The 17,068-nt window shown below is 42.1% G+C and carries 22 protein-coding genes; 12 read left to right on the top strand and 10 right to left on the bottom strand.

Annotation, left to right across the window (positions count from 1 at the left end; translation table 11 throughout):
• Window positions 1-164: 164 nt before the first annotated feature.
• Window positions 165-296, top strand: a complete 132-nt coding sequence (locus tag VMUT_RS13185) for a hypothetical protein (RefSeq protein ID WP_258167470.1) — start codon at window positions 165-167, stop codon at window positions 294-296.
• A 46-nt stretch (window positions 297-342) separates the two neighbouring features.
• On the top strand, window positions 343-816 hold the full coding sequence (locus VMUT_RS02970) for a PaREP1 family protein (RefSeq protein ID WP_013603944.1): 474 nt from the start codon (window positions 343-345) through the stop codon (window positions 814-816).
• Between the two features lie 58 nt (window positions 817-874).
• Here VMUT_RS02970 and VMUT_RS02965 read toward each other — a convergent pair whose 3' ends face one another.
• Window positions 875-1,381, bottom strand: a complete 507-nt coding sequence (locus VMUT_RS02965; RefSeq protein ID WP_202795190.1) for a TQO small subunit DoxA domain-containing protein — start codon at window positions 1,379-1,381, stop codon at window positions 875-877.
• 10 nt (window positions 1,382-1,391) lie between these two features.
• A complete protein-coding gene (locus tag VMUT_RS02960; RefSeq protein ID WP_048056833.1) occupies window positions 1,392-1,940 on the bottom strand; it encodes a TQO small subunit DoxD in 549 nt (182 codons plus the stop codon).
• A gap of 479 nt (window positions 1,941-2,419) precedes the next feature.
• On the opposite strand from VMUT_RS02960, the gene VMUT_RS02955 reads away from it, so the two are divergent.
• The 6 genes from VMUT_RS02955 to VMUT_RS02930 all read left to right on the top strand — a co-directional run bounded on the left by VMUT_RS02955 (window position 2,420) and on the right by VMUT_RS02930 (window position 7,742).
• Complete coding sequence (locus tag VMUT_RS02955) at window positions 2,420-3,211, top strand: 4Fe-4S dicluster domain-containing protein (RefSeq protein ID WP_013603941.1); 792 nt, start codon at window positions 2,420-2,422, stop codon at window positions 3,209-3,211.
• 5 nt (window positions 3,212-3,216) lie between these two features.
• Window positions 3,217-3,882 carry a TorD/DmsD family molecular chaperone gene (locus VMUT_RS02950; protein ID WP_013603940.1) on the top strand — a complete coding sequence of 222 codons (666 nt, stop codon included), beginning with the start codon at window positions 3,217-3,219 and terminating at the stop codon, window positions 3,880-3,882.
• Complete coding sequence (locus VMUT_RS02945; protein ID WP_237699699.1) at window positions 3,863-5,206, top strand: 4Fe-4S dicluster domain-containing protein; 1,344 nt, start codon at window positions 3,863-3,865, stop codon at window positions 5,204-5,206. The genes VMUT_RS02950 and VMUT_RS02945 overlap by 20 nt, the downstream gene beginning before the upstream one ends.
• 225 nt (window positions 5,207-5,431) lie before the next feature.
• Window positions 5,432-6,877, top strand: a complete 1,446-nt coding sequence (locus tag VMUT_RS02940; protein ID WP_013603938.1) for a hypothetical protein — start codon at window positions 5,432-5,434, stop codon at window positions 6,875-6,877.
• Between the two features lie 212 nt (window positions 6,878-7,089).
• Window positions 7,090-7,464, top strand: coding sequence for a helix-turn-helix domain-containing protein (locus VMUT_RS02935; RefSeq protein ID WP_013603937.1), 375 nt, complete (start codon window positions 7,090-7,092; stop codon window positions 7,462-7,464).
• Entirely contained in the window at window positions 7,461-7,742 is a 282-nt protein-coding gene (locus VMUT_RS02930) for a hypothetical protein (RefSeq protein ID WP_013603936.1), read from the top strand. The genes VMUT_RS02935 and VMUT_RS02930 overlap by 4 nt, the downstream gene beginning before the upstream one ends.
• Before the next feature lie 252 nt (window positions 7,743-7,994).
• Here VMUT_RS02930 and VMUT_RS02925 read toward each other — a convergent pair whose 3' ends face one another.
• On the bottom strand, window positions 7,995-8,789 hold the full coding sequence (locus tag VMUT_RS02925) for a BtpA/SgcQ family protein (protein ID WP_048056831.1): 795 nt from the start codon (window positions 8,787-8,789) through the stop codon (window positions 7,995-7,997).
• 32 nt (window positions 8,790-8,821) lie between these two features.
• Window positions 8,822-9,322 carry a cob(I)yrinic acid a,c-diamide adenosyltransferase gene (locus tag VMUT_RS02920; protein ID WP_013603934.1) on the bottom strand — a complete coding sequence of 167 codons (501 nt, stop codon included), beginning with the start codon at window positions 9,320-9,322 and terminating at the stop codon, window positions 8,822-8,824.
• Window positions 9,323-9,441: 119 nt separating this feature from the next.
• Between VMUT_RS02920 and VMUT_RS02915 the strand changes: the two genes are divergently transcribed.
• The 4 genes from VMUT_RS02915 to VMUT_RS02900 are packed head-to-tail and all read left to right on the top strand — an operon-like array spanning window position 9,442 to window position 12,153.
• Window positions 9,442-9,924: a hypothetical protein gene (locus VMUT_RS02915; protein WP_013603933.1), complete on the top strand. Its 483-nt coding sequence runs from the start codon at window positions 9,442-9,444 to the stop codon at window positions 9,922-9,924.
• On the top strand, window positions 9,915-10,244 hold the full coding sequence (locus VMUT_RS02910; RefSeq protein WP_048056830.1) for an NADH-quinone oxidoreductase subunit K: 330 nt from the start codon (window positions 9,915-9,917) through the stop codon (window positions 10,242-10,244). Before VMUT_RS02915 ends, VMUT_RS02910 begins: the two co-directional genes overlap by 10 nt.
• A 25-nt stretch (window positions 10,245-10,269) precedes the next feature.
• Window positions 10,270-11,544, top strand: coding sequence for an NADH-quinone oxidoreductase subunit N (locus VMUT_RS02905; RefSeq protein WP_013603931.1), 1,275 nt, complete (start codon window positions 10,270-10,272; stop codon window positions 11,542-11,544).
• Between the two features lie 39 nt (window positions 11,545-11,583).
• Window positions 11,584-12,153, top strand: a complete 570-nt coding sequence (locus VMUT_RS02900) for a hypothetical protein (protein ID WP_013603930.1) — start codon at window positions 11,584-11,586, stop codon at window positions 12,151-12,153.
• A gap of 16 nt (window positions 12,154-12,169) precedes the next feature.
• On the opposite strand, the gene VMUT_RS02895 is transcribed toward VMUT_RS02900, so the two are convergent.
• From VMUT_RS02895 to VMUT_RS02870, 6 genes are all read right to left on the bottom strand, one after another.
• Window positions 12,170-12,718 carry a DsbA family protein gene (locus VMUT_RS02895; RefSeq protein WP_013603929.1) on the bottom strand — a complete coding sequence of 183 codons (549 nt, stop codon included), beginning with the start codon at window positions 12,716-12,718 and terminating at the stop codon, window positions 12,170-12,172.
• 164 nt (window positions 12,719-12,882) lie between these two features.
• Window positions 12,883-13,449 (bottom strand): DUF998 domain-containing protein, encoded by a 567-nt coding sequence (locus VMUT_RS02890; RefSeq protein ID WP_013603928.1) that lies wholly within the window; start codon window positions 13,447-13,449, stop codon window positions 12,883-12,885.
• Window positions 13,450-13,489: 40 nt separating this feature from the next.
• Window positions 13,490-14,683: a M24 family metallopeptidase gene (locus tag VMUT_RS02885; RefSeq protein ID WP_013603927.1), complete on the bottom strand. Its 1,194-nt coding sequence runs from the start codon at window positions 14,681-14,683 to the stop codon at window positions 13,490-13,492.
• 43 nt (window positions 14,684-14,726) lie between these two features.
• On the bottom strand, window positions 14,727-15,173 hold the full coding sequence (locus VMUT_RS02880) for a hypothetical protein (RefSeq protein ID WP_013603926.1): 447 nt from the start codon (window positions 15,171-15,173) through the stop codon (window positions 14,727-14,729).
• Between the two features lie 140 nt (window positions 15,174-15,313).
• Window positions 15,314-16,246, bottom strand: a complete 933-nt coding sequence (locus tag VMUT_RS02875; RefSeq protein WP_013603925.1) for a heterodisulfide reductase-related iron-sulfur binding cluster — start codon at window positions 16,244-16,246, stop codon at window positions 15,314-15,316.
• A 73-nt stretch (window positions 16,247-16,319) separates the two neighbouring features.
• Complete coding sequence (locus VMUT_RS02870; protein WP_013603924.1) at window positions 16,320-16,982, bottom strand: ACT domain-containing protein; 663 nt, start codon at window positions 16,980-16,982, stop codon at window positions 16,320-16,322.
• Window positions 16,983-17,068 lie beyond the last annotated feature (86 nt).

The following is a 17,068-nucleotide window of genomic DNA, read 5'->3' as shown; positions in this document are numbered from 1 at the left end:
TTATTATACCCATTTATTTCTGGAGATTGGGCACGTAATTGACGTTTTCCCGGACTGGCAAGTTTAGGGTAATTACATGGATATTAGTGATATTGACTAGTGATTATTAGCGATGTCTAGGTATATGGACCAGTTAAAGAGGAGATTATTGCTTAAGAGTTTTATTGAGTCTAGGGTTAAGTTCTTCATATGCACCACCAAGGAATAATGAGCCCATGGTCTGGATAAAACAACCTAAGCGTGAGACTGTTAAGCTAGTTGTCCTAGTTAGGATTTACAGCATAAGCCCTGAATAGATATTGAGAAGATTTATAATTAATTAAGCTAAGGATTATACATAGTATGAGTATACCTCAGTCATTAATTGATGTGCTCAGGAGGAGGGGCCTTGATGTTGATTACATAATTGATATCCTAACGACAAAACTCGAACTAGACCCATCAGATGCCGCAAGGGCACATGCAGAATTAGCATTGACGGCATTTAACGAGGGTTTAAGTTTCGTTGATAAAGGTGACGTAATGCAAGCCAGCGAGAAGTTGTATAAGGCGGTGGAAGAGTGTATCAAGGCCTTAGCTATTGTCAGGGGCTTAGACGAGGCCAAAGAAGCCCTGAGCAAGGGTAGGTGGACAGTAAGCCTACTGGACAATGCAGCGTCAAAGCTTGGTGAAATAGTGGAAAGGGCTTGGGATGCGGCATACTTCCTACATATCAATGGCTTTCACGAGGTCAGGATAGGAATTGATGAGGTTAGGAGGAGGGTTAAGTACATAACTCCATTAATTGAGGAACTTAGGAGGGAGGTTAAGATTTGATGCTGTGAGAGAAGAAATTGAAATTCTTATTTTTAACCGTAATTTAATTAATTAGTGATTATTCGTTAACCGTTACGTATACCTGGAACTTAATACCATATGCCTCGTATTGCCCATCAGCATCGTAGACCCTGACTATGTATGTACCTGGACTAAAGGTTACTGGGGCATAGAGCTTAACAATGGCTGATTGGCCTAGTGGCACTACGAGTGCGAAGCCATCAGAGTGCACTAGGTGCCCTGGTAAATTGTACTTATTTATGATGTCGTACTGCGATATGTGGCCTAAATATGTAGAGTTCCACTCATAGGCTACCGTGCCGTTTGGGTAGAGTACTTGTACAAGCACTATGAATCCGCCGTAGGTGTCTGGACCAGCTACCCTGATGACGTGCAGTAGTAATGTGCCATTCTTAAATAATTGGGTGCCGGCCAGTGAGTATGCGGGTGTCTTTGAATAATTGGTTAGGTGGGTGAATCCCTGGAAGTTTATTTGGTATAGGCCCATTGTCACTCCCGTGGCAATTATGAAGCCCAGCAAAGCCAGTGCTGTCATCCTATCCATGCTCATCACCTTACCATAATGGTATGTAGAATTTCCATATTTTCAATCCTCTTGGGTACTTCTTCGCTAAGTATTGATCTATTGATAACCACCTACTACCAGTAAACATGAACATTAATGCAGCAGCCCCCTCAACAGCCGCTATCTGCCACTCATCAACGCACGTGGGCCCCAACCAACCACCAGCAGCCCCAATGCTCCAGGCTAAGAGAGTTATTACAAGTCCTGATAGTCTCGTTGTAAGGCCAAGTATCATTAATAGGCCGAACAATCCCTCAACGGCAGTGAAGAGAAGTAAGAACATGTAAAGTAGGTGTGGATGCAGTAATATCCACTCGAGTTGGCCAACGATAGGCTGCCATGCATGTGGTAAGAATGTTATTAACTTACCACCAACATATGCTGTAGACAATGGATTAAGTTTAGCAGGCACATTAATGGTCCTCCTAAGAAACGCTGAGAAATACATCCAGCCTAGCGTAATTCTTAAAATTGGCAGATATCTTTCAATAACGAAATTTTCTACTGCTTTTTCTAAAGTTTTGCTTATTTGTGTCATATCTATCAAATCAATGATAGCAATTCATTTCTTAAAGATTAATTTCTAACTATTGATTTTTATCTGCCAAAGGAAGTTAACAATCATTAAAATATCGCGATTGTGTAAATATTTAAATAAATTCATTAATATATTTTTCTATAATTTATAAATTATTGCATCTTTACTTTCTGCGTCTAATTAGCACATTCACTTTCATTTATTGCTGATGACTGTATTGTCATTTTTTTGACAATAAAAGTTAAAAATATAACTAATTCTTCTTATATTTGGCGGTCAGCATGGATATCTATCATTTAGATAATTACCATATCTTATTACTTCAAATCCTTCTTGTTCATTCAGTGGCTTCAATTCCAAGAAACTATTAGACACTCAATGGGTTATTCATTCTCCAATACCACAACCCCATCATCTAGTTCAAATTCAAACTCAGGTACGGATCCAAAGAGTAAGAAAAATGGGCAGGGGTGACCTAAATGGTCCAGCTAGCCATACTCACAGACCTAAGTAAATGCTTTGGATGTAATGCATGTATGTTGGCATGCAAGGAGTGGCATTCCAGTGGTTGTTATGGACCAATGACAGATCTGAAGCCATGGGGTCCAGAACCCGGTAAGGCACCATGGTCAGTATTCTTCATGAGGGTACTGCAGGTTGAGGTTGGTGCGTTCCCAAACACTAAGACGTTTAGTGTGCCAATTAGTTGCTTCCAGTGTAAGAACCCAGCATGTGTTACGGTATGCCCAACTGGGGCCATATATAAGAGGAGGGAGGATGGTGTAGTAGTTATTAACTATGAGGTATGTATTGGCTGCAGGTATTGTGAGAATGCATGTCCATATGGTAACATAATATTTGACCCAGTGGAGGGCGTTAGTAAGAAGTGTGTCATGGCTATTGATAGGGTTTACGATGAGTCATTACCACTCTACGAGAGGGTACCACCCTGCGTTAGGAACTGTCCAGCCGGTGCTAGGGTATTCGGTGACATGGATGACCCTAACAGTATAGTTTATAGAACTGCCATGAGAAAGGGTGCAGTACCAATGGGCCCTGAGTTCGGCACAGACCCACCTAGCCTTTATGTAATGCCCGGCGTACAGACTAACGAATCAACAAGGATAGTAACTAGTGAAGAACCTGAGGAATTTGCCCTAAGAACTGGTGCAGCTGATTTACCAACCTTATTACAGAAGCTGAAGAACGTTAAACCAACCGGTGGTCACTGCAGTGGTGGAGTAGGTAATGCTAAGGGTCAAGGCACGTGATTAATATGGAGAACTTAGATCCTCAGGCTTTAAAATCACTTGCATTTTCCCGTTCTATTATTTACGACTTTCTAGCCTCATCCTACATATACCCGTATAGGCTTAATGATTTTGAGAAGTTAATTAAGTCAAGGATTAGTAGGGTTAGGGATGTTGCCGAGGCACTGGCGAGACTTTACTCATCAATGAATAACCTAATTAAGTTGTTAGACATTGCTAAGGATATTAATGATTATAATGCATTAACGCCAATACAGGTAGACTTCACTAGGATTGATTATGGGGCGATACCCTACGAGGGCTACACTCATACTGGTTATCTTGATATGAACACTGAGATATCGCTTAAGAGGATTTATGCAGATTATAACCTTATCGTGAATAAGGAATTTAGGGATTTGAGAAGTGATCACATTGCCGTTGAGTTTGCCTTCATGAGCTTCCTGGCCTATGAGGAATATGATGATTGGAGTAATGCTACTAGGTATATTGAGGAAGAGGATTACTTCATAAATAATCACCTAGTTAATTGGGTCTCAATATTCGTAAGTACATCGCTCAAGCTTGTGAGGACTGATTACCTTAAGCTTCTGCTCAATTTCACGAAGGATTTCATGACTCAGGATAGGGAGGTCATTAAGATTATGAGGGATGTCTATGGTGGTAAGTGAGGAGGGCAAATTACTAATCCTTGAGGATCCAAGTGATGAGGAATTGAATAGGGCTAGGGAGCATAATGGCCCAATAATTATAGTACTTAGGAAGTTAGGTAGTGTCAATGTCCAGGGTAAGCACCCAATGAACATTTACATACTTAAGTCGCCGAGTGATGAGGAGTTAGAGGCGTTAAAGGCACAGTTAATGGCTAGGAGAACAAGCACGAGGGAGGTCGCCATCGAGGGCCCCATCAGCAGGAGGGAGTTATTGATAGGTAGGGTTGTCAAGGTCATTGAGAAGAACGTACCCACGTACTTCGAAAACGCATGCAGTGCTAGGTTTGGATGTAATGATTGCGTTAATGCATGCCCAACCAATGCAACATCAATTGTTAATAATAGGGTTGTCATTAACGAGAATGCATGCATTGAGTGCGGTCTATGCGTGTCAAAGTGCCCAACAGGTGCCCTGGCAATGGTTGGCGCAGATGATAATGAGTACGTAGCCCTACTCAATAAGTTAAATGACGTGAAGGGCATTAAAAGAATAACATTCACATGCCCATTGAATACTAGGGAGCCTAGGAATGGCGAGTACATTTACAGGGTGCCATGTGTCGATGCCGTTAGCCCTGAGTGGGTGACAATGGCGCTTGCCAAATCCCTTGAAGTAAGTATTGAATGCCCTGACCAGTCATGTAAATTGGGCGGTGCTGACTATGCTAAGGGATTAATCAACGCGTTTATGGGGTCGTTTAAGCTGGGTATTACCAAGGATGACGCATTGTCGATGGCCACTGACGAAACGTTGAGTGAGAGAATTATTTACATGGGTATTAGGCGTAATGACTATGTTAAGGCATTGGTAAGGCTTAGGCCGAGGAGTAAAGGCGTTACTAATGAATTACTTAAGATATTTAGTATTCACATTGATGATGTTAAGTGCTCATTCTGCGGGGTGTGCTTTGCTAAATGCCCTGAGAGGGCGTTTGATGTTGGTAGGGATGGCAATAAGACAGTGCTTAAGTTCAACAGTCTCAAGTGTATTGGTTGTGGCCACTGCGCGAGGTTATGCCCTGAGAAGGCAATAACAATTAATAGGGCTAGGGAATTCCCGATGAGCGATAGCACAGACGTGGTCTATGACGAGGTAGTCACATGTAGGATGTGCGGTAAGCCCTTCGACACGAGGAGACACATAATGACTATGAAGATTAAGCTCGGTATCAAGGGAGACCCGGAGTGGCTATACCTATGCCCAGATTGTAGGAGGTACTACACGGCGAAGAAGATGCTTGAGAATGCATTGGGCGTAAAGGAAGTTAAGAGCTATGTCTAGTGATATGTTTATCATTCATTAAAATCCAAATCCAGTAGTTAAAAGCTCTACGGAACTAGAAACAGCCCTACCACTGGTTGTGTCAGGTCTGTTGTTCAACGATAACCATATTTAGTTACTTAATGACCAAGATTTTCCTTAATTTAAATAGTACTTAGTAATTAGGTAAGAATTTGTAAGAGATTACGAAAAATAGAGTTAAATAAGACCGTGGGTACGTAGTCGATGAACACCCAAACAATAGGACTGGTAATACTGGTGGTAATACTCGCAATAGGACTAGGATACGTGGGTTACCTATACTCAACCACCGCGTCAATAGCCAGTAAGTATATGATACTTCAAAGCCAATACCAGCAGTTGCAGAGTAAGTATGAGACCCTTAAGAGTGAGTACTCAAGCCTAATGACAAACTACACAAACCTAGAGAATCAATACATGAGCCTACAAGGCCAGTACCAATCACTGGAGGGCATGTCCAACTCAAGTATGGGCATTATGCAGCCAGAGTTAATACCAGTTGGTGAGGCTACGGTGACGGTAAACGCCACACAAGGAGCCACGGTTAGGCTTGGCAACATAATAGCCGTGATTAGGCCGGGCACGTACATGGAAACACCAAGTGGGCAGGTACTTAGTACGTATCAATTCTCAATAATAGACTACATGCTAGAGAATGTTGAGCCAACGCCCATGGAGATGGGCATGGGAGGTTCGCCACCAATTTACGCCTTCGCCTATGCCGTTAATGGACAGGTATCGCCGGGATACACATTCGTTAACCAGGAGGGTAAGCCGCAGGCGATAATCACTGTTGTTAGGATGCCGAGCACGTGGACCACTTGGACATGGCTTGGATTCACCGAGGAGTCTAATGGTACATTAATCGGCGGTCACTACGCCTTCCCAGACAACTGGGTGTATGTTGGCTCTGGCATATTCGTGAATTACCAATTCGTTAAACCAGTGCCCTGGGTATTCGTATACACTGGGATGCCGGCAATGTCAATGACAGTGTACACCTCAGAGACCACACCAAATAGTACGGAAATAACGACGATGGAGCCCGAGTTAGTGCCCGTTAGCATAGGCACAATAACTGTGAACGCAACTCAGGGAGGCGCCATTACCGTAGGTAATTTACTGGCAATAATACCGCCGAGCACGTACGTTAAGACCCCGAGCGGTCAAATACTTAATACGTACAACTTCAGCCTAGTATACCAAGCCCTCTACAACTTGGTCTACCTAAATGCGAGTGGTACCATATACTGGCCAATATTCTCCTACGCCTTCGCAGTGAATAATGAGATAAGCCCAGGATACACCTTCGTAAATGCCTCGGGCTCCCCAACACCCGTGATAACTATTGCCTTCCTACCACCACAGGCCTTCTATAATCCGAGCAGTATGATGATGCCTACTAAGGTTACGGCATCATGGACCTGGTTAGGCTATACGGAGTTACCAGACGGGACGTTACTCGGTGGTAATTACGCCTTTGCGGACCCATGGCTGGTGGGTGATGATTACATAGTGAATGCCGTGTTCGTTAAGCCAGTGCCCTGGATATTCGTGGCGCCAATACACGGCTTCGCAAACATGACAGGCACCATGGTGACGTCAATGAGTCAATCATCGACAAGCTACTCATCGGGAGGCTACTCATAATACGTATTGCGTATTCAAATTTCGTTAAAAACACTAAATTGCCTTTCATAATGCTCGTAATCTCGTCGTAACTATTAATTTACCTAATTGGTGAGTTAGACAGTACTTTTGGGTTATTGCAGTGTTATTACAATTTAGTTTCCATTTCATTATTAATGCCCACAGCCCAAATGCGCAACTGCCTTATTAATTGATTCACCTAATGCACGTTAATGCTTAAAACTTATAAATCATTGACAGGTAATGCTGCCTATCTAATGGTTGAGTATGAGAAGGATTTGAAGAAAATACTTATTTGGTTGCTTGGCGGTTCCCGCGGAGGTTTAATGAGGTTAAAAATCCTACTACTACTTAAGAAGAAGCCCATGAATCCCCACCAACTGGCTAGGGCGTTGAACGTGAATTACAGGACCGTGATTTACCACCTGGAGCTCCTTGAGAGGTACGAGCTAGTGAGTAGGCTTGACGTAGGTTACGGAGCACCATACTTCATTAGTGATAAACTTGAAAAAAGGTGGGACCTTATTAAGGATGTTATGAGTATAATAGGCATTGATGAAGAGGAGGCAGGGGGTGGTAAGTCATGACGCATTACCTATGGTACATAGACATTGGCGCCGCAGTTGCACAGACAGTAATTGTGGCATTAATATTCAAGAATTACCTAGGGATTGGTTTTACGAAAATTGGCAGGATACTACTCTCGGTATCAGCAATACTCCTTGTTGAGAGCATATCGATGATAGCTATATACTACATGTGGCTGAGCCTAGGCCTTGGAATGGAAGTCGCAGCGCCAACGCTACTAATCACAATACTGAACCTAGTCGTGATATCACTATTGTACGTCATATCAAGGCTTTAATGAAGCTATAATGAATAACTGGTGCTTTCCCACCCGTTAAGTTAGCAGGAAATGCTATTAAGTACGCATAACTAAAGGACTAGATTTAAGTAAGTAGCCATTAATTGTCTATTAAAAACGGTTTAGGACCTGAATGATTATTAGGAGTTGAGGATTGGGTAGGCAGAGTGGAGGTAAGATTATTCTTATCTCCGCTCTTTCAGTCCAGGATTTGACAGATAATACGACTTCCCTGGGTCGTAGGAATGTTGTTCATGGTCTTGCTAGTGCCTTTACTGCATTTACTATGTTCCTGGCCTTTGCGAGGTCTATTTGTCCCTCCTCGTCCTTTAGGTATGTGCCTACTATGAAACCGTGGGCCTCCCTGTAGTCGTTTATGTTATTTGGGTTTATGCCGCTCCCAACTAGTACCTTTGTGTTTACGGACTTTATGACTCGCCTAAGTAGTAGCGGGTCTGGTGGTTCCCCGGTCCTTGGCCCAGTGACTACCAGTGCATCGGCCAGGGCCCTCTCCACGCAGTCCTTGGCCACGTCTTCAACAGTCATCCTGTGCAGTGGGCTTGCGTGCTTGACAAATATGTCCGCGAGCACCGTGACCTTAGTGTTAAGCCTGGTCATTACCTCAAGGACTTCCCTGGACACAGGCTCGATTATACCCTCGGCACTAACTATGGATTCGCAGTATGCATTTGATCTAATGAAGGATACACCAGTAACAGCAGCTATGGCCACTGCCTCAGGTCCTGAATTCCTGAGTAAGTTTATACCCACAGGTATTGTCATGGTTCTCACCACTTCTCGTGCTATAATCGCCATCGAAGCGATTGTTTCAGTTTCTTTAACCCTAACCCTAAATGGATAGTCATTGAAGTTCTCGAGAATTATCGCATCAAAACCAGCCTCATCAAGTACCCTGGCATTTCTCACGGCGAAGTCTATTATCGTGCTAATGTCAAGACCACCATACCTAATAGAGCCAGGTAGTGGTGGCAAGTGTACGACTCCTATGAGTGTTGGTCGATCGTCCCGAAACTTCAATGTAGGCATTGATTAATGGTCAGATAAGGAATTAAATAATATTACCATTCAAGACCCCTTACACCCACCACGCCCTTATCGAAGTAGTGTCTCTTGGCTTCCATAACAGTTATTAAGTCAGCCAACTCCATAAACTCATGGGGTATGTCTCTACCTGTTAATACGACATTAACCTCGGGTGGTAATGACTTAATACCATCAATCACCTCCCTTGCCGTTAAGTATCCACTCGATACTGCATTATTAACCTCATCTAGAATTAGTAGGAATGGTTTAATCTCCATAGCTCTACTCAGCGCTATCTTAAATACATCTCTAGGTGTTAAATGCTGGTCTGGATCTAGTGAGTAGACATCGACATAGCCACTAAGGAACTTCTTAATTGCCAAGTACTCACCAACGTACTCACCCCTGTAGATTAGGGTCTTCATTAAGTGGGCGATTACTACTCTGTAGTCATGACCAACAGCCCTAAGCATTAATCCCAGGGCTGCCGTTGTCTTCCCCTTACCATCCCCTGTATAAAGCAGTATTAGCCCCATCGAGACACCTTATGAACCAGCTTAATTTGCATTACTGTGATGCTCTGTATCCTTTAGTAAACACTTGTAGAATGTCGATTGGTTATACTTAAAAATACGTGAGTTATGTTTTCCTTGCTATGGTTAGCACGTACATTGGTGCATTAATAACGCTTGGCGTTTTCGCCGTATTATCAGCCATAGGTATCACTGTAACCAAGGACAACCTATACGCAGCGATATACCTGGCAATAACGACGGGGCTCATTGGTGCCGTTTACGGCTTATTTGGAATAACCTATGGTTTCATACTAATATACCTAGTATTTGTTGGGGCGACAATAACAATAACAATAGTCCTAGCTGCAACGTATAGGCGCATTGAGTTCAGAGGCGGTATTGGTAAGTCCTGGATACTACCAATGTTGTTATTCATAGCAACCATAATCATTGCCTCAGTATGGACAAACTATAACGTTGTACCAGTCACTAGTCAATCATTAATAAGCTTCGCATCAACACCAGACAGCATATTATTAATCGCATTATTGTCCTCGCTCTTGATGGCCATAATGATTGGATTAATAATGTACTACCTGGAGGTGAGTGGCCGATGGAGGTGAATGCCGCGATAATCTATGGATTTGCGTCAATATTACTGATGATTGGTTACTACAGCGCATTGAGGGCTAGTGATTTAATTAGGGTATTAATATCACTGGAGTTAATGTTCAACGCAATATTCCTAACATTAGTGCCGTTTTTTGCCGTGAATGCCATCGCGGCTTTCGGTATTCTTATCGTTACAATATTGACATCATCCACGGAATTCATGACATTAATAACGGCGATAATGGCAATGGATAAGGTTAGGAAGTCCGTTAGGGTTGAGGAGATTAAGGCTGGTGGGGAGCAGTATGTTGAGGCGAAGAGTAATACTTAAATCGCATGGTTAAGGGTGATGCGAAGTGTCCATACCATACACATACATTCTCCTTGCCGCAACGATAATTAGCGTGGTTGGTACGGCACCAACATTACTTAGTGAGGAGACCAGGAAGTACTCATGGATAGCACCATTAATTTCAATGGTGATACTCCTTATAACAACTAACATTTACCTAATGGCTTACATAGCCTTCCTGGTGATTATTGGAGCGCTGGGTGTGGTCACATTAATGAGGTTAAACTCGCCAATAAGAGGCGTTGATTATATGCTTGTTTCCATAATGATAATAGCCACAGTACTAGCCCTATACACGAGTGACCTAGCCCTTGTCCTACTATCGCTAATGCTTGTTTCAGCACCAACGTACTTATTAATCCTAATGGGCGACCCAAGCATTAGCATTGAGGTTGGTGTTAAGTACGTGGTCAACATGATAATAGCCACGGTACTATTCTTCGTAGGAGCAATAATGATTAGTTCAGGACCATCACTAATAACATACATAATAGGTTTCTCCCTATTATTGCTTGGTCTATCTCTTGAGGTCGGTGTAGCACCAATGCATGAGTGGGTTCCCGACGTATTCACTGCCGGTAATCCAATACCTGTCTCAATAATAGCATCAATAGCTAAGATAGCACCATTCATTGTTGCAGTTAAGATAACACTAACGTCGATGGAACTATACAAGGTATCACCCTATTACTTGGCCTACATAGCCAGTGCCTTCGCGGTAATATCGATGTTCCTAGGCAACATAGGCGCATTAACAAGTAAAGAGAGCCCCAGGGTATTGGCATACTCATCAATAGCGAATATGGGTTACGTAATGTCAGCCTTTGCAGCGGCAATAATGGGTGCCCAGGAAATGGGCATAACACTTGGATTAGCATTAGTTGGTTTATTACTTCAGTTGTTCATGAATGCGGTTGGTAAAATGGGGTTCTTTAACACAGTATTTTCAAAGGGCAATAATGCCGTGAGTACTTGGTTAATATCGCTAGCCTTCATAGGCACACCACCACTTCTGGGTTTCTGGTCAAAGCTATACATAATACTAGCTCTAGTTTATGGAAACCTGACATGGCTCGCTATTCTCCTTGTCATAAACTCAGTGATCTCAGTACCATACTACGTTAGACTTGCCAGGGAGTTAGGGACTGGTTGGAAGGGTAGCTTGGCTGAGGGCTTGATAATAGTGTTTACGATAATAGTGCTGTCAACAACAATACCACCCTCATGGCTAATAAAACCAATAATGAACTTAGTTAATTACCTAATCCTCAATCTATAAACAATCTACTTAAAAATAAGATACATTCATTAAACAACAATGAGCATTGTTAGGGGTGTTTATGAGGGATTAACGGCAGTAATTTATGGTTTCATATTTGACATAGCCCTAAAGTTACTATTGCTCATTGGTTTTACGGATATAATCTACGATATACTGCAATTGATAATAGCAATACTTTGGATAGGCATGGCAATGTTTGGTTGGGGTGGGGTTTGTATAATCAGTAAGGGTACCTGTAGATTATCAACTATTTATAGGTATGTAATGTTTATTGTAATACCAATAATGGCCTTTTCTTACATACTTTACCTGTACAGCAATGGGGTTGCGGCCGCCCTACTATTCCTAATAGCCGTAAGTATAACACTCGGACTATCAGTGTCAGGTTATGTCGGTGCTTATATAATTAGTAATCAGTTCAGGAATAACCTAGGTAGGATTGGGGTAGTAATCTCGATAATTGCAGTAATTATGTGGTTAACATTGATTCCCAGGGTTATGGAGATTGGTACGGCAATAAATGCCGTGGGTAATGCGCTAATAGTGATTGCCTTAATGCAGGTAAGGAGAAGGTATTCACCAAACATTAGTATTCGCCGTAAATAAACTGATATAGGTAGTTTTAATATATGTAGAGTTCCTCAATAATCTTCATAAACTTCATAAGTCCTGGATAGCCAAATACTCCTTGTCCAATATTCTTTACCAGATTACCAATTATTATTGTTGGTGTTCCTGGCGCACCTAGTTCCTTAGCTATTGACTTAGCCTCCATAACTCTCTGAAGCTCCTCATTAATACAATCATTACTAGCTCCAGTAATAGTCTCCTCACCCTTTAATTTACCGCTTAGGTAAGCCTCATAGTGTCTCTTAAGAACTTCCAGGAAAATCAACGGATCCCTCTTGTAAATGCACCTAAAGGCCGCATGAAACTTCTCAACACCCCTATGCACTGGGTAATCAACGAAATAAAGCGATGCCTTACCCTCCCTGAAAAGCTCGAGTAAGTAATCGCCAGCCTCGTCCTCAAGCAATGCGCAGCCAGGGCAGTATAGATCGTAAAAGATCACAATAAGTAGTCTAGAGCTTTGAGCTCTAAAACCAAGCCCAACACCCTCGACCTTCTCCAGCACTCTCCTAATATCCTTAATCAACCACTCATCAGACATTAAGGCAGTTAATAATGATTAGCTTAAAAAGATTAAATGCTAAGTGCGGTATTTAGTGTTCGTGTTCATTTTATTTGAGGATTCATTGCCTTGAGTGTTATAAGATGAAGCGAAGAAGAATAATCTTGATTTTCCTGATACATGTTTTAACGTGATACCATGGGTCATTTAATCACGTGTCTAATCTCGAGATAGGTCATTACTGCTACCCAGGAATCTATTACTGCTATTCCATAGGCTTCTTCCGTAGCGGCAGATGGCCATGGAACAATCAATGCTATTATTGGCGCTATGATACCGAGAATTAATGAGAATGAGCCCAACACCCTATCTTTAGCCATTAATGAGCCAATTCCCCACGTAATTAATGCCATATCCATCTGGGCAAAGAACCAGGTTGAGACAAAGACATGCGGTCGGGTCCCAGCATGGTAAATACCTATTAGTGCCAGGAATATACCCGCCACAAATACGAAGGCTGAGGCGAAATTCTCAACCTTGTTTCTTGATATTAGTAATAGGTTTATTGAGTATAGAACAATAAATATTGACGTTATTATTAATCCATAATTGTAAATCCAGGGATCAGTAGCATGCGGTCCTCCTAAATCACTGAATGCGTTTTTCGTGAAAACGAACCATGGATTAACAATTATACTAATGGCTATGAATAACCAAGCAAGTACTGCAGCCACCATACCTGTATACGCTAGAAATTGCTTAGCACCCACATGATAAAGATGAAACTATCTTTTTATACTTCACCCAAAATTAAATCTCAACCATAAGTGATTCAGTATCTCTTGGATAGTAAGTTATTACCTCAACATGATCCTCATGAATAACGACAGTATCCGAATGCCTAAAACCACCAAGACCCCTTATGTATATACCCGGTTCAACAGTAACAACCATGCCAGGCCTAAGCACAGTATCATCACCGGCATCCAAAAATGGCGCTTCATGACCCTCTAACCCAATCCCATGACCACTATGATGCAGCAAATATTCAGTCACGCCGAGTTCCTCTGCAGTCCTTATAACGGCCTTATCAACATCCGAAGCCTTAACCCCAGGCTTTAAAATACTTAATGCAGCATCCTGAAGCTTAAGCATTAATTCATGGTACTTAATAACATCATTACTCGGCTTACCAACAAAGAGATTTCTTTCTAGTTCCGCCATGTAGCCACCAACATCTGCCGAGGCTCCTGTCACCAACACATCACCAACCTTAATCGGTCTCTCAACACTTATTGAGTGAGGATAGGCGCCATGCTCACCAACCTGGCCCCTAAAACCCGCGTAAGCAGGATACTCAGACCTCACCGGTTTATACCCAGACCCTAAGGCCTTCTTCATCATTATAGAAGCGTCAAGTGAAGCCCTCAGTGATACCTCGTAGTCATATATACCAGGTGCCGTATAGTCTTGAAGGAGTGAATGAGCAAGATTTGACCATTTAGCACTTTCCCTAAGTAATTCGATCTCCACGTCACTCTTTATTAACCTCATGGAGTAAATATCGACTGATATGCTCACGAACTTAACACCAGGAAGAAGTTCAGCTAGGCTTGGCCCTTTGTATCCCCAATAACCTACATAGCCTGGCGATGTATCATAACCAATGGCGGAGCTATCCAACCGAAGTTCCTTAAGCCAATCAGCAAATAATCGCATTGGATGTACCTCACCTGGGTAATCCCTATATGTATACACCCTACTCACGAACTTTGTCTGGTTTAGTACATGGTCGCTTTCAAGGAGTGGTCCAAAGAAGTAAATATCGCCATTCCTACGCACAATTATGGCCGCCGGTCTCTCTGTTTGTAGGTAGTAAAACCCTATGAAGTACGTAATGTTTATTGGATTAACTATGTAGGCAGCATCCAGCTTCTTCTCATCCATTACCCTATAAAGCAGGTTTAGTCTTCTCTCAAATTCCCTAGTCGGTACTGTGTACATCGTTCATTATTACTTTAAAATCATTTTAATGAATTATCCACTTCTAACCGAATAAATTAACCTCAGGAACATTCTCTGCAGTGGCCTTCTCACTAAGCACGTCATTGCTTATCTCAATCACGTACTTAAGTCTCGCAGTATAAACAACATTGTTACCCTCCTCGCCAGTTGGTGTTAGCGGTATTTCACCAGTAACCCTGGCATAACCCTTCTCCTCATTACTCCTCATCAACTTCCAAACCATGTTAATATTGTACTTACCGCCTACATCCTTAATATCCCATGTTCTCTCACCAGGTGTTAATCCATAGTCCGTGGAGAACGACTTAACAAGCTGCATGAAACTAGTGCCAGAATCATCAAGAGGCACCGATAAGCCAGCTTCCCTAGGCCACCTCTCAAGTCTCTTTCTCTTTGCATCATCGTTGGCCGATTTACTTATTTTTATTGGCACCTCCAAATCCCTTTCATACACGGGTGTGAAGCTCATCAAGATCTCGTAGTTTAGACCAGAATAAAAACACTTTCCTTAATGGTGGGTCTCAGCTAACACCTTACTCGTCATTATTGTCTGAACAGCCATCGCATCATCATTGATGATTACTAGATTAAAAAGTCGGTATTTAAAACCTACTCGGTCCCAATAACCTCATTTATATCCAGTACCTCTACAGCACCCTCAGCATTTCTACTAAGGTTTGCCAGGCATATTGGGCATACGGTCACCACGGTCTTCGACAATTTAGCCAAATTCTCAATCCTAATCTTAGCAATCTTCCTCGAGAGTTCAGGGCTAAGTGACTCAAGTGGTCCTCCACAGCATGTTGATGTTTCCTTACCAGTTATTACTGGGTCCTCAATATGCTTAATACCTGTATTGTCAAGTATTGATCTATAAACATCGTACTTACCCAGATACCTTGCGTATAGGCATGAGTCATGTATTACCACATCACTCCTCACCCTGGACTTAACTTTAATGCCTCTCAGTAGGTCTAGGTAATTAACGACCTCAAAATCAAGCTTAAAGTAATTGGGCGCCGCATTCACCAGTACATTATGGGTATGTGGATCTATCGTTATTACCCTCTTAACTCCATACTTCCTAAACGTCTTAAGTACGGTATTCTCAAAGTACTCCCTGAAAATATCCTCGGCACCAACTTCATATAGTAACGCACCACTGTATGGTTCATCCTCATAAAGAAAGCCAAAGTTAATTCCAGCCCTCTGTAATGCCCTTGCTATATTCCTAAGAATACCATTGGCCCTATCAATATCAGCCCTATTAGGTTTCACCACAAAACCGGCAAACCTAGATAGGACGCTGGCTAATCCACTCAATGGTGTTCCTCTAATCTTCTCTATCCACGGCACTAATTGATTAATCATCGGAGCCATTTGATAAAGGCATGACGTGTAGATAACCGTATCACCACCCCTAGGTATACCCAACCCACTTGCCCATTCTGTGCAGTAGGATTTATCCATCGGTATTGGCAGGCCATTAGAATTAAGGCTTCTCTTCATTATATCGATTAATGATTTAGCCCAACTCTCCAAGAAGATTCACCAAGGATCCCTAAGTCACCCAGTATTTAAGTATTATTTATTATTTATAAAAATAAATTAATACTTACGCAGACTTATTACTCTTGATGTAGAAGTTAACCTTGGATTTGTTTATTATGGCGTCAAGATTACAATCACACTTAAGAAGTATTTTCATTAAACCGAGTATATAGCCCCTAGTGAATGGTAGGCCGGCGTCTAAGTCAAAGGGTTCTATTAACGATATACTGGCCACATTACCGTCCCTCTCTAGATTAAGGTTTATATTCTCAATACTCCTTGCAAGGTTCATAACAACTAGCATGTTTATGGCTGTTTCAAGGACCTTATTCATAGCTGCATTTGCCGGTATTTCATACTTAGTCCTAAGCATTGTACTTGCCATTGATAGACCCATTTCATAACCAAGCTTTGTTAAGAATGCATGAACCTCGCCACCACTTTGCACCATACGCATTAATATACTCCTGAGAATCTCCTTATCAAAGCCCACAAGCTCCATTGGCGCCTCATGGCTTGCCCAAACATCATGAACACCATTAATACTCCTTAGTTTATCAAGGGCACTTATTGGTAGGGAATCGCTAAGTCTCATTGCAATAACTCTCTCTGTCTCTGATGGTATTGATACGAAGACCCACTCAATGCTCGTATAGTCCTTAATTATACCAGATATCTCATGAAGCATTCCACGCCTATTGGCAGTCTTAATTACGAGTAAGGTCATTAATGATTTAATAAAGCGCAGAGACTTTAAACCAGACTGGCCGTAGATTCGAGAGGTAAAATCCTAGGAAATTGATGATGCAGTGC

The sequence above is a fragment of the Vulcanisaeta moutnovskia 768-28 genome (assembly GCF_000190315.1).
Taxonomy (GTDB): Archaea; Thermoproteota; Thermoprotei; order Thermoproteales; family Thermocladiaceae; genus Vulcanisaeta; species Vulcanisaeta moutnovskia.
This window is presented reverse-complemented; position numbering and strand designations above follow the sequence as displayed.